General features: G+C 72.8%; 19 protein-coding genes and 1 riboswitch. Of the genes, 16 read left to right on the plus strand and 3 right to left on the minus strand.

The window, feature by feature from the left end; translation table 11 throughout:
- Positions 1-13 precede the first annotated feature (13 nt).
- The 10 genes from ABZ818_RS22190 to ABZ818_RS22235 all read left to right on the plus strand — a co-directional run bounded on the left by ABZ818_RS22190 (position 14) and on the right by ABZ818_RS22235 (position 9,320).
- Positions 14-1,261, plus strand: coding sequence for an ROK family transcriptional regulator (locus ABZ818_RS22190; protein WP_361417116.1), 1,248 nt, complete (start codon positions 14-16; stop codon positions 1,259-1,261).
- A gap of 336 nt (positions 1,262-1,597) precedes the next feature.
- Positions 1,598-1,728, plus strand: a riboswitch (FMN riboswitch).
- 154 nt (positions 1,729-1,882) lie between these two features.
- On the plus strand, positions 1,883-2,491 hold the full coding sequence (locus ABZ818_RS22195; protein WP_361417119.1) for a riboflavin synthase: 609 nt from the start codon (positions 1,883-1,885) through the stop codon (positions 2,489-2,491).
- Complete coding sequence (locus tag ABZ818_RS22200; RefSeq protein ID WP_361417122.1) at positions 2,488-3,132, plus strand: nicotinamide mononucleotide transporter family protein; 645 nt, start codon at positions 2,488-2,490, stop codon at positions 3,130-3,132. Before ABZ818_RS22195 ends, ABZ818_RS22200 begins: the two co-directional genes overlap by 4 nt.
- On the plus strand, positions 3,129-4,457 hold the full coding sequence (locus tag ABZ818_RS22205; RefSeq protein WP_361417125.1) for a bifunctional 3,4-dihydroxy-2-butanone-4-phosphate synthase/GTP cyclohydrolase II: 1,329 nt from the start codon (positions 3,129-3,131) through the stop codon (positions 4,455-4,457). Before ABZ818_RS22200 ends, ABZ818_RS22205 begins: the two co-directional genes overlap by 4 nt.
- A gap of 22 nt (positions 4,458-4,479) precedes the next feature.
- Positions 4,480-4,965 carry a 6,7-dimethyl-8-ribityllumazine synthase gene (gene ribH, locus ABZ818_RS22210; protein ID WP_361417128.1) on the plus strand — a complete coding sequence of 162 codons (486 nt, stop codon included), beginning with the start codon at positions 4,480-4,482 and terminating at the stop codon, positions 4,963-4,965.
- 34 nt (positions 4,966-4,999) lie between these two features.
- Positions 5,000-5,272, plus strand: a complete 273-nt coding sequence (locus ABZ818_RS22215) for a phosphoribosyl-ATP diphosphatase (protein ID WP_031486114.1) — start codon at positions 5,000-5,002, stop codon at positions 5,270-5,272.
- A 71-nt stretch (positions 5,273-5,343) separates the two neighbouring features.
- Complete coding sequence (gene hisG, locus ABZ818_RS22220; protein WP_361417131.1) at positions 5,344-6,192, plus strand: ATP phosphoribosyltransferase; 849 nt, start codon at positions 5,344-5,346, stop codon at positions 6,190-6,192.
- A 21-nt stretch (positions 6,193-6,213) separates the two neighbouring features.
- On the plus strand, positions 6,214-6,681 hold the full coding sequence (locus ABZ818_RS22225; RefSeq protein ID WP_361417134.1) for a PH domain-containing protein: 468 nt from the start codon (positions 6,214-6,216) through the stop codon (positions 6,679-6,681).
- Positions 6,682-6,906: 225 nt separating this feature from the next.
- Positions 6,907-8,253 carry a hemolysin family protein gene (locus ABZ818_RS22230; RefSeq protein ID WP_361417137.1) on the plus strand — a complete coding sequence of 449 codons (1,347 nt, stop codon included), beginning with the start codon at positions 6,907-6,909 and terminating at the stop codon, positions 8,251-8,253.
- A complete protein-coding gene (locus tag ABZ818_RS22235) occupies positions 8,250-9,320 on the plus strand; it encodes a hemolysin family protein (protein ID WP_361417141.1) in 1,071 nt (356 codons plus the stop codon). The genes ABZ818_RS22230 and ABZ818_RS22235 overlap by 4 nt, the downstream gene beginning before the upstream one ends.
- A 235-nt stretch (positions 9,321-9,555) precedes the next feature.
- Here ABZ818_RS22235 and ABZ818_RS22240 read toward each other — a convergent pair whose 3' ends face one another.
- Positions 9,556-10,308, minus strand: a complete 753-nt coding sequence (locus ABZ818_RS22240) for a hypothetical protein (protein WP_361417144.1) — start codon at positions 10,306-10,308, stop codon at positions 9,556-9,558.
- A 216-nt stretch (positions 10,309-10,524) separates the two neighbouring features.
- On the opposite strand from ABZ818_RS22240, the gene ABZ818_RS22245 reads away from it, so the two are divergent.
- The 4 genes from ABZ818_RS22245 to ABZ818_RS22260 are packed head-to-tail and all read left to right on the plus strand — an operon-like array spanning position 10,525 to position 17,565.
- Positions 10,525-11,865 (plus strand): radical SAM protein, encoded by a 1,341-nt coding sequence (locus tag ABZ818_RS22245; protein ID WP_361417147.1) that lies wholly within the window; start codon positions 10,525-10,527, stop codon positions 11,863-11,865.
- Positions 11,862-12,983 (plus strand): hypothetical protein, encoded by a 1,122-nt coding sequence (locus ABZ818_RS22250; RefSeq protein WP_361417150.1) that lies wholly within the window; start codon positions 11,862-11,864, stop codon positions 12,981-12,983. Before ABZ818_RS22245 ends, ABZ818_RS22250 begins: the two co-directional genes overlap by 4 nt.
- 48 nt (positions 12,984-13,031) lie before the next feature.
- Positions 13,032-13,832, plus strand: coding sequence for an SIR2 family protein (locus ABZ818_RS22255; RefSeq protein WP_361417153.1), 801 nt, complete (start codon positions 13,032-13,034; stop codon positions 13,830-13,832).
- Positions 13,825-17,565, plus strand: a complete 3,741-nt coding sequence (locus ABZ818_RS22260) for an NACHT domain-containing protein (RefSeq protein WP_361417156.1) — start codon at positions 13,825-13,827, stop codon at positions 17,563-17,565. The genes ABZ818_RS22255 and ABZ818_RS22260 overlap by 8 nt, the downstream gene beginning before the upstream one ends.
- Positions 17,566-17,590: 25 nt before the next feature.
- Here the strand turns inward: ABZ818_RS22260 and ABZ818_RS22265 are convergent, their stop codons facing one another.
- Both ABZ818_RS22265 and ABZ818_RS22270 read right to left on the minus strand, forming a co-directional pair.
- Entirely contained in the window at positions 17,591-19,456 is a 1,866-nt protein-coding gene (locus ABZ818_RS22265; protein ID WP_361417159.1) for an AAA family ATPase, read from the minus strand.
- Between the two features lie 430 nt (positions 19,457-19,886).
- Positions 19,887-20,555, minus strand: a complete 669-nt coding sequence (locus ABZ818_RS22270) for a hypothetical protein (protein ID WP_361417162.1) — start codon at positions 20,553-20,555, stop codon at positions 19,887-19,889.
- 220 nt (positions 20,556-20,775) lie between these two features.
- Here ABZ818_RS22270 and ABZ818_RS22275 point away from each other — a divergent pair, with 220 nt between their 5' ends.
- Together ABZ818_RS22275 and ABZ818_RS22280 are read left to right on the plus strand one after the other, a co-directional pair.
- Positions 20,776-22,152: a peptidase C39 family protein gene (locus tag ABZ818_RS22275; protein ID WP_361417165.1), complete on the plus strand. Its 1,377-nt coding sequence runs from the start codon at positions 20,776-20,778 to the stop codon at positions 22,150-22,152.
- A 191-nt stretch (positions 22,153-22,343) separates the two neighbouring features.
- Positions 22,344-23,000 (plus strand): TetR/AcrR family transcriptional regulator, encoded by a 657-nt coding sequence (locus ABZ818_RS22280; RefSeq protein WP_361417260.1) that lies wholly within the window; start codon positions 22,344-22,346, stop codon positions 22,998-23,000.
- Positions 23,001-23,011: the final 11 nt, after the last annotated feature.

A 23,011-nucleotide genomic window follows, 5' to 3' on the forward strand; every position in this document is an offset into this window, starting at 1 on the left:
GAGGATTCCCGGCATGCCCGCATCCCCGAGCACCGCCAGGGCCATCAACGACCGGCTCGCCCTGCGGCTGCTTCAGCAGCAAGGACCGCTGACCGCAGGGCAGTTGAAGCAGCTCACCGGTCTGTCCCGGCCCACCGTCGCCGACCTCGTCGAACGGCTGACGGCCTCCGGCCTGATCACCGTGGTCGGCGAGTCCGGCGAGCAGCGGCGCGGGCCGAACGCGCGGCTGTACGGCATCGTCGCCGATCTCGCCCACCTGGCCGCCCTCGACGTGCGCACCGAGAGTGTGTCCGTGATCGTCGCCGATCTGCTGGGCCGGGAGCTGGCCGCGGAGTCCGTGCCGATCGGCGGGGACACCGGCACGGGGCCCGCGCTGGAGCAGGCGGTCGGTCTGGTGGAACGGGTGGTCAAGGAGGCGGGGGCGGAGCGGCTGCACACGGTCGGCATCGGCGCGCCGGGGCTGATCGACCCGGTCACCGGCGAACTCCGTGACTCCACGGGGCTGCCCGAGTGGCACCGCAGGCTGGTGGCGGCGCTGCAGGAGCGGCTGCCGCGGGCCCGGGTCACCGTCGAGAACGAGACCAACCTCGCGGCGCTGGCCGAGCAGCGCGACGGGGCCGCCCGGGGCCGGGACACGTTCGTCCTGCTGTGGCTCGGCCACGGCACGGGTGCGGCCGTCGTCCTGGACGGAACCCTGCGCCGCGGTGCCTCCGGAGGTACCGGCGAGATCGGCTTCCTGCCCGTACCGGGCACCGACGGCCTCCCCTCGGCGACGGACTGCGCGGGCGGCTTCCACTCCCTGGCCGGCGCGACAGCGGTGACGGAACTGGCCGCGCGGCACGGGCTGTTGGCGGAGCGGGTCGGGCCGGAGGGGGTCAGGTCGGAGGGGGCGGGTGCGGAGCCGGTCGCCGCGGAACTGGTACGGGCGGCGGTACGGGCGACCACGGGGGCGGCTGCCTCAGCTGCGGAGGACCCTGCCGCGGCCTCGGACTTCCTCGATGCCCTGGCCGACCGCGTCGCCCTCGGGGTGGCCTCGGTGGTGGCCGTCCTCGATCCCGGATGCGTGGTCCTCGGGGGCGAGATCGGGCAGGCCGGCGGTGAGGTGCTCGCCGCGCGCGTGGCGGAGCGCGTGGCGCGGATGTCCCCGCTGCGCACCGACGTGAGGGCGGGCGCGCTCGGCGGCCGGGCGGTGCTGCGTGGCGCGCTCGTGACCGCCCGCGACCGCGCCCAGGACGACTTGTTCGCCCCGCCGGCGCGCTGACACCGCAAGGAGGCCGGCCCGGCGCCGTACGGGATTCGGCCCGGCACCGTACGGAATTCGGCCTGGCGCCATACGAACTCCACAGCTCGCGTCGGACGTTCGGCCCGGCGCGGCGGAACTTGCATGCCCCACGCACCTGTTGACCTGCATGGTCTAGTCCTCTTAGTGTCTGAGTTCCGTGCAGACCGGTCCGGCGGCGGTGACGACGGCCCTTGCCCGCCGCCGGACCTCCACGCCCGCGCACGGCACGGCGGGCGGTACGTTCTGTGAGCCACTCCACACGCTTCGTCCGCAGTCGCGCCGATCAGGCGTGGCACACTGGCTCTGTACCAGTAGCAGCGCACTCCGGGGTCGGTGAAAGTCCGAACCGGCGGTTACAGTCCGCGACCCGGTCGCTTCCAGCGGCCGGTTGACCAGGTGGAATTCCTGGACCGACGGTTAAAGTCCGGATGGGAGGCAGTGCGCGGCGAGCGAGCACACCCGTGTGCGCCGCCGTCTCTGGGCTCGCCCTCCGCGGGCGGGTCCCGTCCGGCGTCGCCCTCCGAGTGTCCTCGTTCGTGCAGTCTGTCGACGTCGGCAGCCCCCGGAGTCCGTGCCCGAAGAGGCAGGAGGACCCGGGAAGTGTTCACCGGAATCGTCGAAGAGCTGGGCGAAGTCACCGCCGTGGAGGACCTCGGCGACGCCGCCCGCTTCCGGCTCCGCGGCCCCGTCGTGACCGAGGGAGCACGGCACGGCGACTCCATCGCCGTGAACGGGGTCTGTCTCACCGTCGTCGAGCACGAGGGCGACGAGTTCACCGCCGACGTCATGGCGGAGACCCTCAAGCGCTCCAGCCTCGGAGTCCTCACCACCGGCTCCCGCGTCAACCTCGAACGCCCCACCGCCGTGGGCGCCCGCCTCGGCGGCCACATCGTGCAGGGGCACGTCGACGGCACCGGCACGATCCTGGACCGCACCCCCTCCGAGCACTGGGAGATCGTGAAGATCTCGCTGCCGCCGGACCTCGCGCGCTACGTCGTCGAGAAGGGCTCCATCACCGTCGACGGCATCAGCCTCACCGTCGTCGAGGCCGGCGACGAACACTTCACCGTCAGCCTCATCCCCACCACCCTGGCGCTGACCACCCTCGGCCTGAAGCAGCCCGGCGACCCGGTCAACCTCGAGGTGGACGTCGTCGCCAAGTACGTCGAGCGGCTGCTGGGCGACCGTGCGCGGGGAGCCCGACAGTGAACTGGCTCAACTCCGAGGCGTTCACCCTCTTCGGCCAGCACATCAAGTGGTCGGACATGACCGGCAACGTCATCGGCCTGCTCGGCCTGGCGTTCGGCTGGCGGCGCTCCATCTGGAGCTGGCCGACCCAGTTCCTGTCCGGCCTGATCCTGTTCGCGGCGTTCGCCACCGCCCATCTCTCGGGCAGCGCGGGCAAGCAGATCGTCGTCATGGTCGTCGCCGTCTTCGGCTGGTGGCAGTGGAACCGCGGCAAGGGCCGGGCGGCGGACGGCCACATCGCCGTACGGTTCGCCACCTGGCGCGAGCGTGCCGTGCTGCTCGGCGCCGCCGCGGTCGGCACGGTCGCCGTCGCCGGACTGTTCCAGGCCTACCCGTCGCTGTCCTGGGACCCCTGGCCCGACGCCTACATCTTCGTCGGCACCGTCGTCGCCATGTACGCGCAGGCACGCGGCATGGTCGAGTTCTGGTTCGCCTGGCTGCTCGTCGACGTCGTCGGCGTACCGCTCAACTTCGCCAACGGCTTCGCCTTCTCCGGCTTCGTCTACATCGTCTACGGCGCGCTGGTCCTGTGGGGCATGCGCGACTGGTGGCTGCGCACCCGCACGGACGCGCGGCCGGTCCTGGAAGGAGCGCCCGCATGAGCGCGGCAACCGTCCTCTACGGCACCGACAACGTCGAGGACTTCACACTCGACCCGGTCGAGCGGGCCGTCGCCGACATCGCGGCCGGCCGCCCGATCGTGGTCGTCGACGACGAGAACCGCGAGAACGAGGGCGACCTCGTCATCGCCGCGGAGAAGGCGACCCCCGAGATCGTCGCCTTCATGATGAGCGAGTGCCGCGGCCTGATCTGCGCACCCATGGAGGGCGAGGAGCTGGACCGCCTGAGGCTGCCGCAGATGGTCGAGGAGAACACCGAGTCGATGAAGACCGCCTTCACGGTCTCCGTCGACGCCGGTGCCGCCCACGGCGTCACCACCGGCATCTCGGCCTCCGACCGCGCCACCACCCTCCAGCTGCTGGCGAGCGGCACCGCGGAGCCGACCGACCTCGTCCGGCCCGGCCACGTCTTCCCGCTGCGCGCCCGCCCCGGCGGCGTGCTCGTCCGCCCCGGCCACACCGAGGCGGCCGTCGACCTCGCCCGGCTCGCGGGGCTGCGCCCGGCCGGCGCGATCGTCGAGATCGCCGGTGAGGACGGCCGGATGCTCCGCCTGCCCGAACTGATCGTCTTCGCCCGCAAGCACGGCCTGACGATCATCTCCATCGAGGACCTGATCGCGCACCGGCGCTCGCCTGAGCTCCAGGCCCCGTCCGAGCAGGGGGAGCGGCCGTCCCAGGCCGAGGTCCGCCGCGAGGCCGAGGTCCGCCTGCCCACCGCGCACGGCGTCTTCACCGCGTACGGCTACCGCTCCACCGCCGACGGCGTCGAGCACGTGGCCCTGGTGCACGGCGAGATCGGCGACGGCGAGGACGTCCTGGTCCGCGTCCACTCCGAGTGCCTCACCGGAGACGTCTTCGGCTCCCAGCGCTGCGACTGCGGCCCCCAGCTCGACACCTCCCTGGAGCGCATCCAGAAGGAGGGCCGGGGAGTGGTGGTCTACCTGCGCGGCCACGAGGGACGCGGCATCGGCCTGATGTCCAAGCTGCGCGCCTACGAGCTTCAGGAGCGCGGCCGGGACACCCTCGACGCCAACCTCGAACTCGGACTGCCCGCCGACGCCCGCGACTACGGCGCCGGCGCGCGGATCCTTCAGGACCTCGGGGTCAGGAGCGTGCGCCTGCTGACCAACAACCCCGACAAGACCGACGCCCTGCTCCGCCACGGCCTGAAGGTCACGGGACGGGAGCCGATGCCCGTCCAGGCCGGCGAGCACAACCTCCGCTACCTGCGCACCAAGCGGGACCGGATGGGGCACGACCTGCCCTGGCTGGACACCACCGCCGTGTCCACCTGCGGCAACCAGTAAGCGAAAAGACTCGAGGAGACACGTGAGCGGCAAGGGTGCACCGGAACTGTCCGTCCGGAACGTCGGAGACCTCAGGGTCGCCGTCGTCGCGGCGCAGTGGCACGAGAAGGTGATGGACGGACTGGTGGACGGGGCCCTGCGCGCCCTGCACGAGCTGGGGATCGACGAGCCGACCCTGCTCCGGGTGCCGGGCAGCTTCGAGCTCCCGGTGGTGGCGAAGGTCCTGGCCGGGCGCGGCTACGACGCGGTCGTCGCCCTCGGCGTCGTCATCCGCGGCGGCACCCCCCACTTCGACTATGTGTGCCAGGGCGTCGCCAACGGCCTGACCCAGGTGTCGGTCGAGACCGGCGTTCCGGTCGGCTTCGGCGTGCTCACCTGCGACACCGAGGAGCAGGCCCTGGACCGGGCCGGCCTGGCGGGATCCAGCGAGGACAAGGGCCACGAGGCGGTCACCGCGGCGGTCGCGACCGCCGCCACGCTGCGCTCGGTATCCGAACCCTGGCGGTGAGCAGCCGCCCGGAGCGCGTAGGGTTGGCACCACCATGTCCAAGAAGACGTTCGAGGAGCTCTTCACCGAGCTCCAGCACAAGGCCGCCAACGGCGACCCCGCCACCTCCCGCACCGCCGAGCTGGTCGGCAAGGGCGTCCATGCCATCGGCAAGAAGGTCGTCGAGGAGGCCGCCGAGGTCTGGATGGCCGCCGAGTACGAGGGCAAGGAGGCGGCCGCCGAGGAGATCTCGCAGCTGCTGTACCACGTCCAGGTGATGATGGTCGCCCGCGGCATCTCCCTGGACGACGTCTACGCCCATCTCTGAGCACTCCGAACACTCCGAGCACCAGCAACCGCACACACTGCCGTACAAGACGAACGAAGGAAGCCGACCTCATGCTGCGCATCGCCGTCCCCAACAAGGGTTCACTCTCCGGCCCTGCGGCGGACATGCTGCATGAGGCCGGCTACCAGCAACGGCGGGAGTCCAAGGAGCTGCGGATCGTCGACCCGGTCAACGAGGTCGAGTTCTTCTACCTCCGCCCCCGTGACATCGCGATCTACGTCTCCACCGGCCGCCTGGACATCGGAATCACCGGCCGTGACCTGCTCATCGACTCCGGCGCGGGCGCCGAGGAGATCCTGCCGCTCGGCTTCGCCCGCTCCACCTTCCACTACGCGGCCAAGCCCGGCTCGGTCGGCGGCGTCGAGGACCTGAACGGCAAGACGGTCGCCACGTCCTACGAGGGCATCGTCAGCAAGCACCTCGCCGACAGCGGCATCGACGCCTCCGTCGTCCACCTGGACGGCGCCGTGGAGACCGCCATCGAGCTCGGTGTGGCCGAGGCCATCGCCGACGTCGTCGAGACCGGCACCTCGCTGCGCAACGCCGGACTGGAGATCGTCGGCGAGTCGATCATGAAGTCCGAGGCGATCGTCGTCCGCCGCACCGGCGCCGACGCCGAGGAGCCCAAGGTGCAGCAGTTCCTGCGCCGCCTCCAGGGCGTCCTGGTGGCCCGGACGTACGTGATGATGGACTACGACTGCCGGGTCGAGCAGCTGGAGAAGGCCGTCGCGCTCACCCCGGGCCTGGAGTCCCCGACCGTCTCCCCGCTGCACAACGAGGGCTGGGTCGCCGTGCGCGCCATGGTCCCCGCCAAGGAGGCGCAGCGGATCATGGACGATCTGTACCAGCTCGGCGCCCGGGCCATCCTCACCACGGCCATCCACGCCTGCCGTCTCTGAGGGACGAGGAGGCACACAGAGATGTCCGATCTGCCCGCACTTCCCGTCACTTTCCGGCCGGGCCGCACCCGGGCCGTCCTGCTCACCGCCGGAGCGGCCATCTTCGTGGTGATCACGACCGTGGGGCTGCTGCTGGAGCAGCTCAGCCCCGGCGAACGGGTGAGTTTCGCCTTCACCGGCGCGCTCCTGGCCGGGGTCCTGGTCCTGCTCGCCCGCCCGAAGGTGGTCGCCGACGACTCGGGTGTCACCGTCGTCAACATCGCCGGTCGGCGCCGTCTGGCGTGGGCCGAGATAATCCAGGTCAATCTGCGCCCGGGTGATCCGTGGGTGTTCCTGAACCTCAGCGACGGCACCAGCCTGGCCGCGCTCGGCATCCAGCCGGGCATCGCGAAACAGCAGGCCATCGCCGATGCACGCGCCCTGCGCGCGCTCGTCGAGGCCCGTTCGGTCTCGGGCCCCGAGGGGTCCCCGGACGCACCTCGGGGCTGACTCGGTGACGTCCGCCCTGCCGCATCTGCCGGTGTCTTGATTAATCTGGTTACGGACGCGTTTTCGCTGCGCCTCCGCCCCTGGGTTCCACGACCGGTGCCAGGGGCTCCTGCTACCCGAGGAGTGACTCCCTCCGGCGATGGACGGATCGTCCTGCAGTACCTGCGCCGCCCCCTGCCGACATAGCGCGGACCTGTTCCGCGTATATGCGGAGGCGGCGGCATCATGACCATCCCCTTGCTGCTCCTCGGAGCGGCGTTCCTGCTCATTCTCGCCAACGGCTTCTTCGTCGCGGCCGAGTTCGGCCTGGTCACGGTCGAGCGCCCGGACGCCGAGAAGGCCGCAGAGGAGGGCGACAGACGGGCCCTCAGGGTCGTCGAGTCCCTCAAGGAGCTGTCCTTCCAGCTCTCCGGCACCCAGCTCGGCATCACCATCACCTCCCTGGTCGTCGGCATGCTCGCCGAACCGGCGCTGGCCGGGCTGCTGCGCGGCCCGTTCGCGGCGGCCGGTGTCCCCGGCGGAGCCGTCTCCGGGGTCGCCGTCGTCGTCGGCATGCTGCTGGCCTCGGCGGTCCAGATGGTGATCGGCGAGCTCGTACCCAAGAACTGGGCGGTCTCGCGGCCCCTCCAGGTGGCGCGCTTCGTGGCCGGCCCGCAGCACCTCTTCTCGCGCCTGTTCCACCCGGTGATCGCGGCGCTCAACACGGTCGCCAACCGGCTGGTGCGCGCCCTGGGCGTCGAACCCACGGAGGAGCTGGCCTCCGCCCGCACCCCCGGCGAGCTGGTCTCGCTGGCCCGCCACTCGGCCCGGGCCGGTGCGCTCGAACAGGACACCGCGGACCTCTTCGTGCGCACCCTGTCCCTGGGCGACCTGACCGCACAGCACGTCATGACCCCGCGGGTGAAGGTCAGCGCGCTGCAGTCCTCGGCGACCGCCGAGGACGTGGTGAACCTCACCCGTGCCACCGGCCTGTCCCGCTTCCCCGTCTACCACGAGAAGATCGACGAGGTCGTGGGCATGGTCCACCTCAAGGACGCCCTCGCGGTGCCGTCCGACGAGTGGCTGCGCACCCCGGTGGGCCGTATCGCCCGTCCGGCGCTGCTTGTCCCCGAGACCCTGCCGGTGCAGCCGCTGCTCGCCCAGTTGCGCAACGAGCAGCCGATCGCGGTCGTCGTCGACGAGTACGGCGGCACCGCGGGCGTCGTCACCCTGGAGGACATCGTCGAGGAGCTCGTCGGCGAGGTCCGCGACGAGCACGACGCCACGGACGTGCCGGAACTCGCGCCGGCCCCGCCCGAGGACGGCAGCCCCGCCTGGGACGTCGACGGCGGCTGCCGTGTCGACCTGCTCCGGCGGATCGGCCTGGACGCGCCCGAGGGCCCGTACGAGACCGTCGCCGGCCTGGTCGCGGACCTGCTCGGCCGCATTCCGGCCCCCGGCGACAACGCCGAGCTGCCGGGCTGGCGGCTGGCCGTGCGCCAGGTCGGGCACTACCGCGCGGAGCGGGTCCGGCTGGTCCGCACCGTCTCCATGACCGACCCGGTCCCGGCCGTGGCGGAGGCCGCCCGATGAGCGTGATCCAACTGCTTTTCGCCGCGCTGCTGGTCCTCGCCAACGGCTTCTTCGTCGGCGCCGAGTTCGCCCTCGTCTCCGTCCGCCGCAGCCAGATCGAACCGCTCGGCACGGCCCGGGCCCGCCAGGTGCTGCACGGTCTGGAGCGGCTGCCGCAGATGATGGCCGCCGCCCAGTTCGGCATCACCATCTGCTCGCTGACCCTGGGCGCCGTCGCCGAGCCGACGGTGGCCCGCCTGCTGGAGCCAGTGTTCGCATGGCTCCACATGCCCAGCGGCATGGTCCACCCGCTCGGCTACGTCATCGCGCTGGCGGCCGTGGTCTTCTTCCACCTCGTCATCGGCGAGATGGTGCCGAAGAACCTCGCGATGGCCGCGCCGGAGAAGGCCGCGCTGTGGCTCGGCCCCGGTCTGGTCACCTTCGCCCGGCTGTGCCGGCCGATCACGGTGGCGCTCGGCGCCTGCGCCAAGGGTGTCCTGCGGATCTTCCGCGTCGAGCCCAAGGACGAGGTCGAGGCCGCCTTCACCAGCGTGCAGCTGGGCCGGCTGGTGGAGGACTCCCGCCAGGCGGGGCTGCTCGACCCCGAGGAGCAGGAGCGTCTGGAGGACGCCCTGGAGCTGGGCTCCCGCCCGGTGACCGACGTCCTGCTCCAACGCGAGGCGCTGGTCACGGTCCGCCCGTCGGTCACCTCGGCCGAGATCGTCGCCCTCACCGCCCGGACGGGTTACTCCCGCTTCCCGGTGGCTGCGGACAACGGTGCCTTCCTGGGCTACGTGCACGTCAAGGACGTGCTCGACCTGGAGAACCTCGACGGGCCGGTGCCGCAGCGGGCCTGGCGGCCGATGACCACGCTGCGGGCAGATCTGCCGCTCGACGACGCCCTGACGGTGATGCGCCGGGCCGCCACCCATCTGGCCCAGGTGGCCGACACCACCGGCCGCGTGCTGGGCCTGGTCGCCCTGGAGGACGTTCTGGAACTCCTGGTCGGCGAGGTCACAGACCCGGCCCACCGCACTCCGACTCTCACGTCCCCCCGCCCCACCCCCAGACAGGCCCTCACCGCCTGACCCATCATGGCCACCGGCCCACCCGCTTCACGGGGTGGGCCGGTGGCCGTTGCACCGGGCATCGCCCGCCCCGCCGGGGCGGGTTTCTGTCTTCGGAGGGGTCCCTCGCCTGTTGCACCGGGGGCGCCCCCGAGGGCTGCCCCCCATTGCCCACTGGGGGCCGCCGCACAGCGCCGTCGTGGTGCCGCGCGGCGGACCGGTGCGCCGAGCTTCGTTCACAGGCCGGGGCAGCTCGTCAGCCGGGGGCCGGATCCGGATCCGGGCCCAAGGGCCGGGACTGGTGCCAGAGGTGTTCGTACTGGTGGAGCCAGTAGCGGTGCCACCTCTCGTGGGTGCGGCGGGTGAGTCGCAGGTGCATTCGGCTGGTGACGGCCTCGTTGCGGATGCCGTGCAGTTCCAGGACCAGCCAGCCGTCCCGCTCACCCGGGTCGACGGCCAGCAGGCTGAAGCCGGGGTTGTAGGGGAGCACCCGGTACTCGAAGGTGCCGGTGCGCGGCCAGGAGTCCATCGTGCGGAGCTGCCGGAGCACCGTGTCGAGCGACGGCCGCAGCCGCTGCAGCGGAGCCTCCAGGCTGTCGTCCAGCTGGTGTTCGGCGACCGCGACGGCGTCCGTGGCCGCCGGGTCCAGCACCACCACCCGCACCGACCCCTCCGGCCGGCTCAGCACATGGTGCCGCAGCGCCTGGGACACCTGCGGCGTCAGGAAGTTGACCGCGCTCGGCGCGAACAGCCAGACCGTACGGGCTGTTTCCAGCCGCTTGGCGAGCGGCGGCGAGGCCTCTTGGAGCGCGACCCGGTCCCCCAGCAACTCGTCCCCGGAGGGGACCCGGGTCTCCAGCGCCGACCGGTACACCAGCAGGGCCACCGCAGCGAGCAGCGCCGCCCACCGCAGGTCCACCGGCACGATGTCACCGATGACCGACAGCACGGCGAACACGGCGGCCAGCGCCGCGGCCACATAGACCTCGACATTGCGCAGATGCCTCATCCGGGCCGATGTTTCCGCATGGCGGGATCCACCGCAACTGCCCCGTGCGCGGCACTTGTTGAAGTGGGCGCACCGCTGCCTCCGCCCCCGCCGGTGTGGCATGGTTCACTACACGGCGCGCCCGGCGCACGCGGTCCGGCCGGCGCGGCGGCTCTCCGCACCCCCGAACTTCCGTACCGTCCGGGAACACTCGCGCGACCCGCCAGGAGGCCGGCCATGCTGATCCGGATCGTCTCAGCACCCTGTGTGAGCGCCTATCTCAACCTGGACCACCACTTCGTGGAGCTGGGCGAGGTCGCCGCCCATCTGCGCGACCGCGCCGGACACGAGGTCCGAGTCGTCGACGGCGTCCTGCCCGAGGTCACCTGGGACACGGTCGTCGAGGAGGCGCTGCACGCCACCGGACTCGTCGTCCTGCACGTCACCCTGGACAACACCCTGGAGACGGCCCGTACCATCCGGCTGCTGCGCCAGCTGTCCCCCGGCACCCGGATCGCCCTGTACGGGCGGGGCGCCTACCACCTGCGCCGGCTGTTCCAGCGCACCGACGCCGACTGGATCGTCCTGGAGCAGGACTGGGAGCCGGCGCTCGCCGAGATCGCCGCCCAGGTGGCCGCCGGCGCCGAGCCGGGACCTGTGCCCGGCACCCTGACCCGGACGGCCGGCACCTGGACCCGCGGCCCGGCCGGCGTCCGCCTGGCCGGCGACTGGGAGCTGCCCGCACTGGACCTGCTGCCCGTCGCCGGGTACGCGCGGCTGCCCGCGGACGAGTCGTACCCGGGCCGCGAACCCGAACGGGAGCTCGCGGTCGGTGTGTCGCGCGGCTGCGACAGCTACTGCGGCTACTGCCCGATCCCCGACGTGATGGGCCGCCACGAGTACTTCCGCACCGGCCTGGACACCCTGGCCGGCTATCTGCGCGCGGCCCGTGAGAGCCACGGATACACCGCCGTCTCGCTGTTCGGGGCCAACTTCACCGCCCACCGCGACTACGTCCACGACTTCTGCGCCCGCGTCGGCGCCCCGCGCACCGGGGTCACCTGGAAGTGCGTCACCTCGCACGGCGAACTCGACCCACCGCTGCTGGGCGAGATGGCCGCGGCCGGCTGCACCCGGGTGGCCGTTGGCGTGGAGTCGCTGCTCCCGGACGGCCGGAACCGCTTCTCCGGGCGCATCGGTGCCGAGCGGCTGGCCGACCTGGGCGCCTGGTGCGCGGCCGAGGGCATCCTGCTGATCTGCTTCGTCATGGTCGGGCTGCCCGGCCAGACCCGCCACGAGGTCGCGCTGACCCTGGACACCGTGCGCGCGGCCGGCGCCGTACCCCGCCCGATGACGTACGTCGACTACCGCCGGCTCGCCGCGGCCGAGGACTTCGCCGATGTGTTCTGGGCCAACCGCAAGACGGTGAGCGAGCCGTTCGGCCGCGGCATCCTCTCCATGCGGGACACGGCCCTGGCCGTGCACTCCTGGGAACGCTGGCTGGAGACGGTGGGCCCGGCCGACGGCCGGCCCTCCGGCGAGCGTCCCGCCGCGGCGTCCCGCCGGCCGGCCCCGTGAGCGTCCCCCCGGCCCCGGACCTGGCCCCCACCGGGCCCGGCGGGGCGCCCTGGCCGGTCACCACCTGGTACGGCGCGGTGGAGACCGAGTTCACCGCGGTCTTCGTCCAGGACCTGTGGAGTACGTCGCTGCGCACCGCCGTCGCGCACTGGCTGGGCCCGGCCGCCGTGCACTACGTCGAGGCGATGCCCGGCCGCAAGTACCGCGCCGTACTGCCCTGGCTGACCCTCGGCCGCCCCGGCCGGCTGGCCCACCGCTGTCTGGTGCCGGAGTTGCTGTTCGCGGTCTTCTACTGCCTCGACGACCTGCTCGACCGCAAACGCGTGCGCTACGGCACCGCCACGGCCTACGCGGCCCACGGACGCCGCGAGCTGACCCGCTCCCTGGACGCCGCCCGGCGGGGCGTGCCGCGCTCGGGACCGCTCGCCGGGCTGGCCGGCGCCCTGTGGGAGGAGTGCGTGAGCGGGATGGCCGACGGTCAGTCACAGCGGCACGCGCTGACCCCGGGCGCGTTCTCCTGGGAGCGCTACACCGAGGCGGCCCGGCGGCGCACCGCCTTCGTCGGGCGCGCCTGGGCCGACGTCCTGACCGCCGGCGGCGACCAGCGCGCGGCGGCCTTCGTCACCACGGCCTACCCCTGGTGCGCCGAGGCCGGCCAGCTGCGCAACGACCTGCGCAACACCACCGCCAGGGAGAGCCGCGACGGCGGACTGCGCCACTCCGACCTCGGCGACGGCAGGGTGACCGCGGTCTCGGGACTGCTGTGGCGGCGCGCCGACGCCGCCGACCGGCAGTGGCTCGCCACCCGGGTGTGGGGCCGCGGCCCGCTCGGCACAGAAGCACTCGTCCGGGTGGACCGGATGCTGGAGCACTACGCCGTGCGCTCCCATGTCGCCCTGGCCGCAGGCCGGTTGACCCGCCGGATCCGGGCGGCGCTCGGTGCGATCGAGGACCCGCGGGTGTGTGCGGTGTGGGACGCTTGGATCACCCGGCAACTGGAGGTCGGGGTGCGGCACGGCTACGGCTACGGCTACGGCCGGGGCGACGCCTCCGTCTCCCGCTTCCGGTCCGCCGTCGCGGAGTTGCGCGGCCCCGCCAGGCGGACGGACACCGAGTGATCGACGGACGTACGACCGACGCACGACGAACGGGGACGGTGGACGCGGATGACAGCAGCCGACGGAGTGTTCGGACACCTCGCCGCACGGGCCGCGGAGGGCCGCCTGGCCGTCCTCGTGGGCGCCGGACTGTCCATGGGCGCCGGATACCCCGGCTGGAGCCGGCTCTTCGCCCCGCTCGGGCAGGCGCTGGGCCCGGCGGCCGGTGGCACCCCGCTGCCCGACGACCTGCCCGCGCTGGCCGAGGCGTACGAGGCGGAGTACGGCCGCAACAGCCTCGTCTCCCATCTGCGCCGCGAACTGCGCCGCTCCCTCGCCTACACCGAGGCGCACCGGGCACTGGCCGCCACCGGCCTCAAGGAGATCCTCACCACCAACTACGACGTGCTGCTCGAGGAGGCCCTGCAGGACGTCGCGGGCCCGGTCGACGTCGTCGTACGGGACTCCGACCTCGCCTACACCGCCCCCGCCCGCCCCCGGCTGGTCAAGATGTGCGGCGATGTGCTCAACCCGGAGACGCTGACCGTCACTCGCCGGGACTTCGCGGTCTACGGCGCGGTCAAACCCAGACTCGCCGAGCACGTCCGCGGCCTGCTGGAGAGTCATGAACTGCTGGTGCTCGGCGCCGGCCCGTCCGACCCGGAGTTCAACATGCTCTGGGACCTGGCGACCGCCGGGCTCGGTGAGCACAAACCCGTCGGCTGGGTGCTGACCGCCGACGTCTCGCCCCTGCAACAGCGGGTCGCGCTGACCCGGGGGCTGCGCACCCTGCCGCTCGACGTGACGGACGACGGCGTCACCCGGGCCCTGGCCCGATGGCTGGACGGACTGAGCGCCGCCCATGCCTGACACCCTGCCGGAGTTCGACCCGCACCTCGTCGTCGAACTGGCCCGGGCCTGGGAGGCCGGCTCCCTGGCCGTGGTCCTGGGCCCCGAGTTCGACCGCGAGACGGACGAGGCCGTCCGCACGGCGCTGCTCGCCGAACTCGGTCGCGCCGACGAGTCCTCGCCCCCTCCGCTGGGCCGGCTCACCGAGGAGTACCTGGTCCGCTTCGGCCGCGCCGCCCTGATCACCCTGTTGCGCACCGCAGCACGCCCGGCGGTGCCCGGCGAGACGTCCGTACAGCCCCCGTCCCCCTCCGAAGCGCTCCATGAATGGCTCGCGGCCCGTCCACCGGCCTGCCTCCTGGTCACCTCGCTGTATCCGACGGCCGAACACGGCTACCGCCGCTTCCGACGCCCCTTCCACGTCGTCAAGACCGAGACGGCGATCGCCTTCTGGGACACCGCACAGCCCCAGATCGTCCATCTCTTCGGCTGTCTGGACGCCCCGCAGGACGCCCTGCTCAGCGAACGGGAGCGGCGGGCCGCCCGCTTTCTGCGCCCCCTGCTCACCGCCCGCCTGGCCGACCTGCCCGCCTCGCACACCCTGGTCCTCGCCGGCTTCGCTCCGCACGACCCGGTCCTCGACGAACTCCTGGCCCCCGCCCTGCACTCGCTCGGCGCCTACTGGCGCGGCGCCGTCGTGGTGCTGCCCGAGGCCGACGAGGGCGTGCGCGCCGCCTATGGCGGGCGCCAGATCAAGGTCGTCACCACGGGCGGCACCCCCGCCGCCGTCTACACCCGGGACCTGCTCGACCTGGTCCGCAGCACCGCCGAACGGCAGGGCCCCGAGGCGCTGCGCGGAGAGTCACCGGCCATAAGGGAGTGCGAGGAGCAACTCGGTGTCCTCGGCTGGAGCGCACAGCACTCGGTACGGCTGAGCGACCGCGCCGTGGAGTCCGTCTTCGGCCACCCCACCGAACCCGGGCCGCTCACCGCGCACATCGTGGAGGGCGAGCTGTCGGGCGGCGATGTGCGCCGGCTCGCCGAACGCGTCGGCGGACACGGCCGGGGCATGGCCGTCACCGAGACCAGGATCTCCAACACCGCCCGCCGGCTCGCCGCCGCCGACGACCGGCTCGAACTGCACACACGCCAGTCCCTGCTGGAGCGGGTCCTCGGCGTCGAACCGTATCTGCGCTGGATCCTCGACGAGTACGAGAACGGAACCCAGCGCGGCGCCTATGTGGACCTCCAGTGCCGGCGTCCGCTGTCCGACGCGGTGGCCCCGGTGCGCGGCGACGCCTACTGGCTCGACGACTACGTCGACTCCTGGCTGCGCGAGCGCTCGCACAGCCAGCTGACCCTGCTCGGCGAACCCGGCAGCGGCAAGTCCTGGTACTGCCGGCACCTCGCCTACGCCCTGGCCCGTCGCTGCCTGGACGACCCCGACCGCGGACGTGTCCCCGTGCTCGCCCTGCTGTCGGAGATGCCGGCCACCGGCTCGCTGGAGGACTTCCTGATCGCGCAGATGCGCGGCAAGGGCGCCGAACTCCTCGGCGGCAAACAGTCCTTCCGGTACGCCAACGACACCGGCCGGCTGGTCGTCATCCTCGACGGGCTCGACGAACTGCGCTGGCAGGTCACCCCCGAGCGCGCCCGGCGCACCCTGGCCGAACTCGCCGATCTGGTAGGCCCCCGGAGCAAGATCCTGCTGGCGAGCAGGCCCGGCTACTTCGAACAGGACCGCTCCGCCCTGGGCCCCGGCGGTGCTCCGGGCGCGCCGCCGTCCGGGACCGCGCCCGAGCACACCGCCGGCGTCCCCGGACTCCGGCTCTCGGACGGGTCCACCTTCGAGGTGATCCGGCTCGCCGACCTCGGCTACGAGCAGCGCGTCCAGGCCCTGGTGCGCCGGCTCGGCACCCGGGCGGAACCGGTGCGGCGACTGATCGACGCCAGCAGCGCCCTGACCGACCTGGCCCGGCTGCCCGGTCTGCTCGACCTGATGTCCGTGGTGCTGGCCGTGCCCGGTCGCGAGGCCCCCAGGACCGCCTCGGAGCTGTTCGAGGAGTACGTCACCGTCCTGCTCGGTGGCGCCGAACGCGTCGCCGTCGACGGCGCGGCGGTCCGCGCCGACACCGACCGGCTCGCGGCGCTCGCGGGCCGGATGCGCAGCCGGGCCACCCACTCCCTGCCGTTGTCCGAGGCCCGCGGCATCCTCGGCGTGCCCGAGCCCGCCGCCTCCGTCAGGACGGCCGGGCCGCTGAGCACCGACCCCCGCTGGGAGGCCTTCCTGCGGGTGGCCGCCGACGGCACCGTGCGCTTCCGGCTCAAGACCATGCGCGAGTTCCTCACCGCGCGCAGCCTGTGCACCGCGCTGCGGGCCGGGGACCGGGCCCCGCTGGACGAACGGCTGCTGCTGCCCGAACCGGTCGGCTACCTGGCCGAGCAGCTGGCCTCCGCCGGACTGTCGCCGCTGGACTGGCTGCCCCCGGGCGGGTCGGCGCCGGCCGTCCGCGAGCCCGCCGCCGGACCGGTGGGCTCCCTGGTCGGCGGCCGGCTGCCCGCCAACTGCCTCTCCCTGGCCAACCGCATGGGCGTCTCTCTGGCCGGCCGCTCGCTGCGCGGACTCGATCTGCGCGGCGCCGACCTCCAGGGGGCCCGGCTGGCCGGCGCCGATCTGCGCGACTGCGATCTGCGCTCGGTGCTGCTCCAGGGTGCCGTGGTGACCGGAGCCGACCTGCGGGGCGCCTGGCTGCACGGCGCGATGCTGCACGAGACCCAGGTGGTCTCCGCGGTGGGCATGTTGCCCGACGACGGCGAGGTCGTGGCCGGCACCGCCGAGGGCCTGGTGCAGGTGCTGGACCGGGCCCGCCTGGAAACCGTGGAGAGCATGCGCTGCCCGGGGGTCTTCCGCAACATGGCCCTGATGTCCCACGGCCGCTATGTGGTGGCGGCCGCTCTCGACGGCGGCGTGTATCTGGCGGACCGGGAGAACGGGCAGGCGTTCCTGGAGATCGCCCACCACGGCGCCCCCACCACCTCCGCCGTCGCGGTCGGGGACACCCGGCTCGCCTCGGGCGGCACCGACGGCACCGTACGGCTGTGGACCCTCGACGGCGACGAGGTGTGGCAGATGCGAGTCTCCTCCGGCTATGTGCGCTCCCTCGCCCTGGACCCGGACGCCGGTCTGATGTTCGCCGGCTCCTCCGCCGGAACCGTCGCCGCGCTCGACGCCGTCACCGGCCGGCCCGTCAGGCAGTGGGTGCCGCACCCGGACGCCGGGGTGTACTGTCTGTGCGCGCTGCCGGGCACGGGCCTGGTGGCCAGCGGCAGCGACGACCGCAGGATCCGGCTCTTCGCCCAGGACGACGGCAGCCATGTCGCCGACCTCGCCGTACTGGGGGACACGGTGCTCGGCCTGGTGTACGACGCGGGCACCGGAGTGCTCTACTGCGGCTGCCGGGACGGCACGCTCAGCTCCTGGGACCTGAGGCACCGGGAGCGCAACTGGTCGGTGGGCGGGGGACACGCCGTGCTCTCCGTGGCGCTGCACACCAAGTCCGGGGTGGTCGCGACGGCCGGCGCGGACGGCTGGGTACGCCTGTTCGACAGTGGTTCGGGGGAGCCTCTGGGCGAGCGGCTGGTCGGCCGCCGCTCCGAACCGGACTGGGACGGCGTGGACCTGCGGGGCACCACGGGCTGGCACCGGGAGTGGCTGCGCTTCATGGGCGAGCGCGGCGCGATCCTCGACGACTGACCGCCCTCGGTGGCGGGGGCCGTGCTCACACCCCCGACGGATCCTGGGGCCCCCGTCCCGACAGCACCTCCCCGTACGCCTGCATCAGGTCCGGCAGTCTCAGGGTCGACAGGTCGTCCCGGGTCGGCGTTGCCGGGTACGTCGACAGCCGCAGGTCCCGGTAGGCGCAGCTCTTCTCGTACAGGGTCCGCAGGAACCGGCCGTTGCCGAGTTCGTCGATCCAGCCCTGGTCGACCACGTGCCCGGCGATCGAGTGCAGCTCGTCCCGGGCCTCGTCGTCCCACAGGTCACCGTTCTCCGTGGCGAGCACCTTGCCGATCTCGGTGAGCTCCCCGGGCCGGTACGACGGGAAGTCCACCCGGGTGGTGAAGCGCGACGACAGCCCGGGGTTCGCGGCGAGCAGGCGGTCCATGCCCTCGGGGTAGCCGGCGAGGATCACCACCAGGTGGTCGCGGTTGTCCTCGGCCCGCTTGAGCAGCACCTGCAGGGCCTCGTCGCCGTACGCGTCGCCCTTGCCGTAGCCCGAGTTCGACAGGGAGTAGGCCTCGTCGACGAAGAGCACGCCGCCGATCGCGGAGTCGATCAGCTCGTTGGCCTTGACGGCGGTCTGCCCCAGGTACTCGCCGACCAGGTCCGCCCGCTGCGCCTCCACCAGGTGGTCGCCGCCGAGCAGGCCGAGCGCGTAGAAGACACGGCCGAGGATGCGGGCGACGGTGGTCTTCCCGGTGCCCGAGGGGCCGGAGAAGACGAAGTGGCGTTTGGGCGGCTGAACGGGCAGCCCCTGCCCGGCCCGCAGCCGCGCCATGTTCAACTGTGCCGACAGGGCCTTGACCTGCCGCTTCACCGGTTCGAGCCCCACCATGCGCTCGAGTTCGGAGAGCGCTTCCTCCAGTAACGCCGGATCGGTGGGCCCGGTGGGCAGCGGCACGTCGGCCGCCGGGGTGCGCCGGCGCACCGCCGGATCGGTCACCGACGGCAGCGGACCGGTCACCGACAGGTCGGTCCCGGACAGCTTCAGGTCCCGGCCCTCGGTGCCGAACAGCGGGTCCAGCAGATCCGGGCCGTCCATGATGTCCTGCCCGAGGCCGGTGAGGGTGATCGCGGCGAGGCCGGCCGTGTCCTCGTACCCGTCGCCCTCGGCGATCGCCGCGAGCCGCGCCGAGGTGTCCATGAAGGCCGGATCGACCCGGTGCACCGCCCGGTACAGGGGCAGCGCCGCCGCGCTGCGGCCGGTGCCCTCGAGGGCCCGCGCCAGCCAGTACCTGAGTTCCTTGCGCTGCGGCTGCTCGCTGCGGCAGCGCATCAGCGCGGCCGACAGCAGCGGCTCGGCCTGCCCGTACATCTCCAGGCGCACCCGGGCCATGCCGCCGAACAGTCCGGCCTCGATGCCGAGCAGCGGATCGTCGAGCAGCGTGTCGGTGTGCCGGACGAGCTGTTCCCAGTCCTTGACGAGGTAGGCGCGGCAGGCGTGCAGAAAGCGGACCTGGGCGTCGGCGTCCACCGGCGGCAGCCCGGCCAGCGCGCGGTCCAGCTCGGGGACATGGCGGCCGTCCAGCCAGTGCGAAGCGTGCGCGAGCAGCAGGTCGCGCGGGCTCTCCAGCACGGGCTGCACCCACCAGCCCAGCCAGTACCAGGAGTTGAGGGCGCGGCGGTGCCGGGCGCGCTGTTCGCCGAAGCGTTCGCGGTGCCGGAACATCCTCAGCAGCGCGGTCGTCGTGTCGACGCGCAGCGCGTGCAGGCCGAGCCAGCCGTCGGCCATCCCCGGGTCCAGCCGCACCGCGGCCCGGAACTCCTCCTCCGCCTGCGGATAGGCGCCCATGGTGTAGGCGTCCACGCCTCGCAGCCACGCGAGGTCGGCCGGGGCCTTCGGGCCCTGCGTGCCGAAGTCCATCACGTCCCCCACAAACCGTGCCCCCGAAGGTTCGCCGCCAGGTATCCACCTGACGGCTTCCTGTGGTCGAACCGCTGTATCGCGGACCGGAGTTGCAGGTGCGCGAAGCAGTCGTTCAAAGGTCGCACCGAGGGCATCGTACCTGCGGGGCCGCCGCTCGCCGAAGGGTGCCGCACAGGCCGTTCCGCGAGGTGGCGGCGCACAGGACGCATCCGGTGTGGTGACCGAGGGTGAGCAAATGACGTCGCGCAGCGTCCGGAAAACGCGAAGAGGGCAGAACGAAGCCCCCGATCACGGGGGAACAACCGGGGGCTTCGTGACTGCGGGCGGTGCGCAATGACCGCTCATTGAGAACGTAAGACCTGTACGGCCCCCGGGTCAAGCGGAGTTGAGGGACTCGGGAAAGTAACCCGGCAAGGCCTTCACAAGTTCAGCGCACCGCCGACGGCCCGTCACCGTGGGTGACGAACTGGTCCGGTCCAACGGCCCCGGCAGGCCCCGGCAACACCACGTATCCCTGTGGCAACTGCCGCACCAGAAGATCGGCGAAGGGCCGCGAGGGGTCCTCGGCGAAGTGCCGCCGCTCGGCCTCGACCCACCCGGACCAGAACTCCCGCTGCTCCTCACCGTCGCGCGACCGGCCCCGCGCCCAGGCCTCCTCGCGCGGCAGATCCATCCACAGCAGGTGCGCCAGATGCGGACGCAGCGCCCGCCGTCCGGCGCCCACGCCCTCGACGAGGACCACAGGCGCCGGCGGCAGCGCCCGCGCGGCGGCCCCGAACCGCCGCGCCCGCCAGTCGTAGGGGGCATAGCGCGCCGTCGCCCCCCGCCCAAGGGGTTCGACGACCTCACTCAGCAGCCGACCCTCCCACGCGAACAGCTCCTGATGGCTCGCGACGTCGTCCAGGTGCAGCACGGGCGCGCCGCCCAGCGCCGCGGCCAACTCCCCGGTGAACGTGGACTTCCCGGATCCCGCGTGCCCGTCGACGCCGACCAGCCGCACGGTCCCGCAGGACGGCGGCGCATCACGAAGGAGGGCGGCGAGGGCGCGGATGGCGATTCCCGGTGTGTGCAGAGGGGGCGTGTTCTCCGTGGTCATTCTAGTGACCGCTCCCCGCGCCGCCGGTGGCCGCGGCGGGCCGCGCGGGCGGGCCGCCTGCCCGGCGGCGCGGGGACTCGGCGCAGGTCATGCCAGTGGTGGAGACCAATATTGGTAGGCGTGGCGTATGCCGAAGTGCTGGCAGGAGGCGGGCGTCACGGCCATAGTGGGCGCAGCCACGGACCCGCCCGACTTCGGACTACCTGGGGGTCATCCACCCATGAGCAGAGCCGAACAGCCGTCCCGTAGATCCGTCCTGGCCGTCGCGGTCGCCGCGGCGGCGATGGCGGGTGGCGCGGCCCCGGTGGCCGCCGCGACCACGGCCGCCCCCGCCACCGGCGCCAAGGACGCCGGAGCCGCCCCGGCCCGCCCGGTCGACTACCGCGCCTGGACCACGTACACCGACTGGCGCGCGGGCACGGCCCGCGGCACCCGCGCCGTCGCGGGTGCCCGGCCCGGACTGGAGATCGCGCAGCCCGCGGGCACCACCGACTACACCGACCCGCACACCGGCACGACCGCGACCTGGGAGTACGCCACCTGGACAAGCCCGGTGCACCGGCTGTCCGTGCCGGCCACGGAGGCGGTCGCCTCCTGGAACGCGCACACCCCGGCCGGCACCTGGATCCAGGTCGAACTGCGCGGCACGTACTCCGACGGCACGGACACCCCCTGGTACGTGATGGGCCGCTGGGCGGCCGGCGACCAGGACGTCAAACGGACCTCCGTCGACGGCCAGAGCGACGGCCGCAGCACCATCTGGACGGACACCTTCTCCCTGGACGCCCCGGCCTCCGGGCTGCGTCTCACCTCCTACCGGCTGCGGCTCACGCTCCACCGCAGGCCCGGCACCCGGCTCACGCCCACCGTCTGGCGGATCGGCGCCATGGGCTCCGACGTCCCCGACCGCTTCACCGTCCCGGCCTCCGCCCCCGGCGTGGCCAAGGAGTTGACCGTCCCGCGCTACTCGCAGTCGATCCACTCCGGCCAGTACCCCGAGTACGACAACGGCGGCGAGGCCTGGTGCAGCCCCACCTCCTCCCAGATGATCATCGAGTACTGGGGCGGACGGCTCACCCCCGAGCAGTTGTCCTGGGTCGACCCGTCCTACGCCGACCCGCAGGTCTGCAACGCGGCCCGGTACACGTACGACTACCAGTACGAAGGCTGCGGCAACTGGCCGTTCAACGCCGCCTACGCGGCCACCTTCAAGGACCTCCAGGCAGTGGTGACCCGGCTCGGCTCGCTCACCGACCTGGAGACGCTGATCGCGGCCGGCATCCCGGCCATAACGTCCCAGTCCTTCCTCAACACCGAGCTGACCGGCGCCGGTTACGGCACCAGCGGCCACCTCATGACCGTCATCGGCTTCACCGCCGACGGTGACGTGGTCGCCAACGACCCGGCCTCGCCGAACGACGCGGCGGTACGGCGTGTCTACCGGCGCCGGGAGTTCGAGAACATCTGGCTCAGGACCAAGCGCTACAACGCCTCCGGCAAGGTCGCCTCGGGCTCCGGCGGCATCTGCTACCTGTACTTCCCGACCCACCTCACGGGCCACCAGCGCAAGGCGCTCGCCGCCGTGGGCGTGAGCTGACCGGAACTCCGCGCCTGTACGAAGGCCCCGGGCGACCGGGGCCTTCAAGGCGACCTGCCTCCGGGCCATGCCGGCCTGCCATACTGCGGTTGTCCGACCGCCAGTTGGAGGCCAGGGTCGAATTGAACATCAGTCAACCGCGTGAGACCGCCCGCCCCCAAGCTCTGGGTGAGACCGTCCGCCCCCAAGCTCTGAACTCCGTTCGGGCAGGGGGGACCCCCAGCCGGGTGCGCGGCACCGAGCGCTCCGAGGGGCGTCGCGCCGAACTCCTCGCCGTCGGACGGAGGTTGTTCGCCGACACGTCCTACGACGCCCTCTCGATGGACGACATCGCCCGGCAGGCCCATGTGGCCAAGGGACTGATCTACTACTACTTCCGGTCCAAGCGCGGCTACTACCTGGCGATCATCGAGGACTCCGTCGCCGACCTGGTCAGCTCCGCGGCGCGGGGCCTGGAGATGCCGGCCGTGGACCGGGTGCACCGCACCATCGACGGCTACCTGCGCTATGCGGAGCTCAACCAGGCCGCCTACCGCACCATCGTCAGCGGCGGCGTCGGCTTCGACACCGAGGTGCACGCCATCCGGGACGGCGTGCGCGAGGCCATCGTCGCGACCATCGCGGAGGGTGCCTACGGCCGTACCGCCATCGCCCCGGTGGCCCGCATGGGGCTGCTCGCCTGGGTGTGCAGTGTCGAGGGCGCCACCCTCGACTGGATCGGCCGGCCCGGACTCTCCCGGGAGACCGTGCGCGAGTTGCTGGTGAAGACCCTCGGCGGCGCCCTGCGCGCCATCGAGGAGATCGACCCGACCCATCCGGCCCCCGCACCCGCCCGCCGCGACGACTGAGAGACAGGGGC

This window comes from Streptomyces sp. NPDC047453 (assembly GCF_040643155.1).
Lineage (GTDB): Bacteria > Actinomycetota > Actinomycetes > Streptomycetales > Streptomycetaceae > Streptomyces.

Coding starts and splice junctions, on each gene's coding strand:
- ABZ818_RS22190 (WP_361417116.1), top strand. CDS start 14: ATGCCCGCATCCCCGAGCACCGCCAGGGCCATCAACGACCGGCTCGCC.
- ABZ818_RS22205 (WP_361417125.1), top strand. CDS start 3,129: ATGAGCGCGGCAACCGTCCTCTACGGCACCGACAACGTCGAGGACTTC.
- ABZ818_RS22215 (WP_031486114.1), top strand. CDS start 5,000: ATGTCCAAGAAGACGTTCGAGGAGCTCTTCACCGAGCTCCAGCACAAG.
- hisG (WP_361417131.1), top strand. CDS start 5,344: ATGCTGCGCATCGCCGTCCCCAACAAGGGTTCACTCTCCGGCCCTGCG.
- ABZ818_RS22225 (WP_361417134.1), top strand. CDS start 6,214: ATGTCCGATCTGCCCGCACTTCCCGTCACTTTCCGGCCGGGCCGCACC.
- ABZ818_RS22230 (WP_361417137.1), top strand. CDS start 6,907: ATGACCATCCCCTTGCTGCTCCTCGGAGCGGCGTTCCTGCTCATTCTC.
- ABZ818_RS22235 (WP_361417141.1), top strand. CDS start 8,250: ATGAGCGTGATCCAACTGCTTTTCGCCGCGCTGCTGGTCCTCGCCAAC.
- ABZ818_RS22240 (WP_361417144.1), bottom strand. CDS start 10,308: ATGAGGCATCTGCGCAATGTCGAGGTCTATGTGGCCGCGGCGCTGGCC.
- ABZ818_RS22245 (WP_361417147.1), top strand. CDS start 10,525: ATGCTGATCCGGATCGTCTCAGCACCCTGTGTGAGCGCCTATCTCAAC.
- ABZ818_RS22255 (WP_361417153.1), top strand. CDS start 13,032: ATGACAGCAGCCGACGGAGTGTTCGGACACCTCGCCGCACGGGCCGCG.
- ABZ818_RS22260 (WP_361417156.1), top strand. CDS start 13,825: ATGCCTGACACCCTGCCGGAGTTCGACCCGCACCTCGTCGTCGAACTG.
- ABZ818_RS22265 (WP_361417159.1), bottom strand. CDS start 19,456: ATGGACTTCGGCACGCAGGGCCCGAAGGCCCCGGCCGACCTCGCGTGG.
- ABZ818_RS22270 (WP_361417162.1), bottom strand. CDS start 20,555: ATGACCACGGAGAACACGCCCCCTCTGCACACACCGGGAATCGCCATC.
- ABZ818_RS22275 (WP_361417165.1), top strand. CDS start 20,776: ATGAGCAGAGCCGAACAGCCGTCCCGTAGATCCGTCCTGGCCGTCGCG.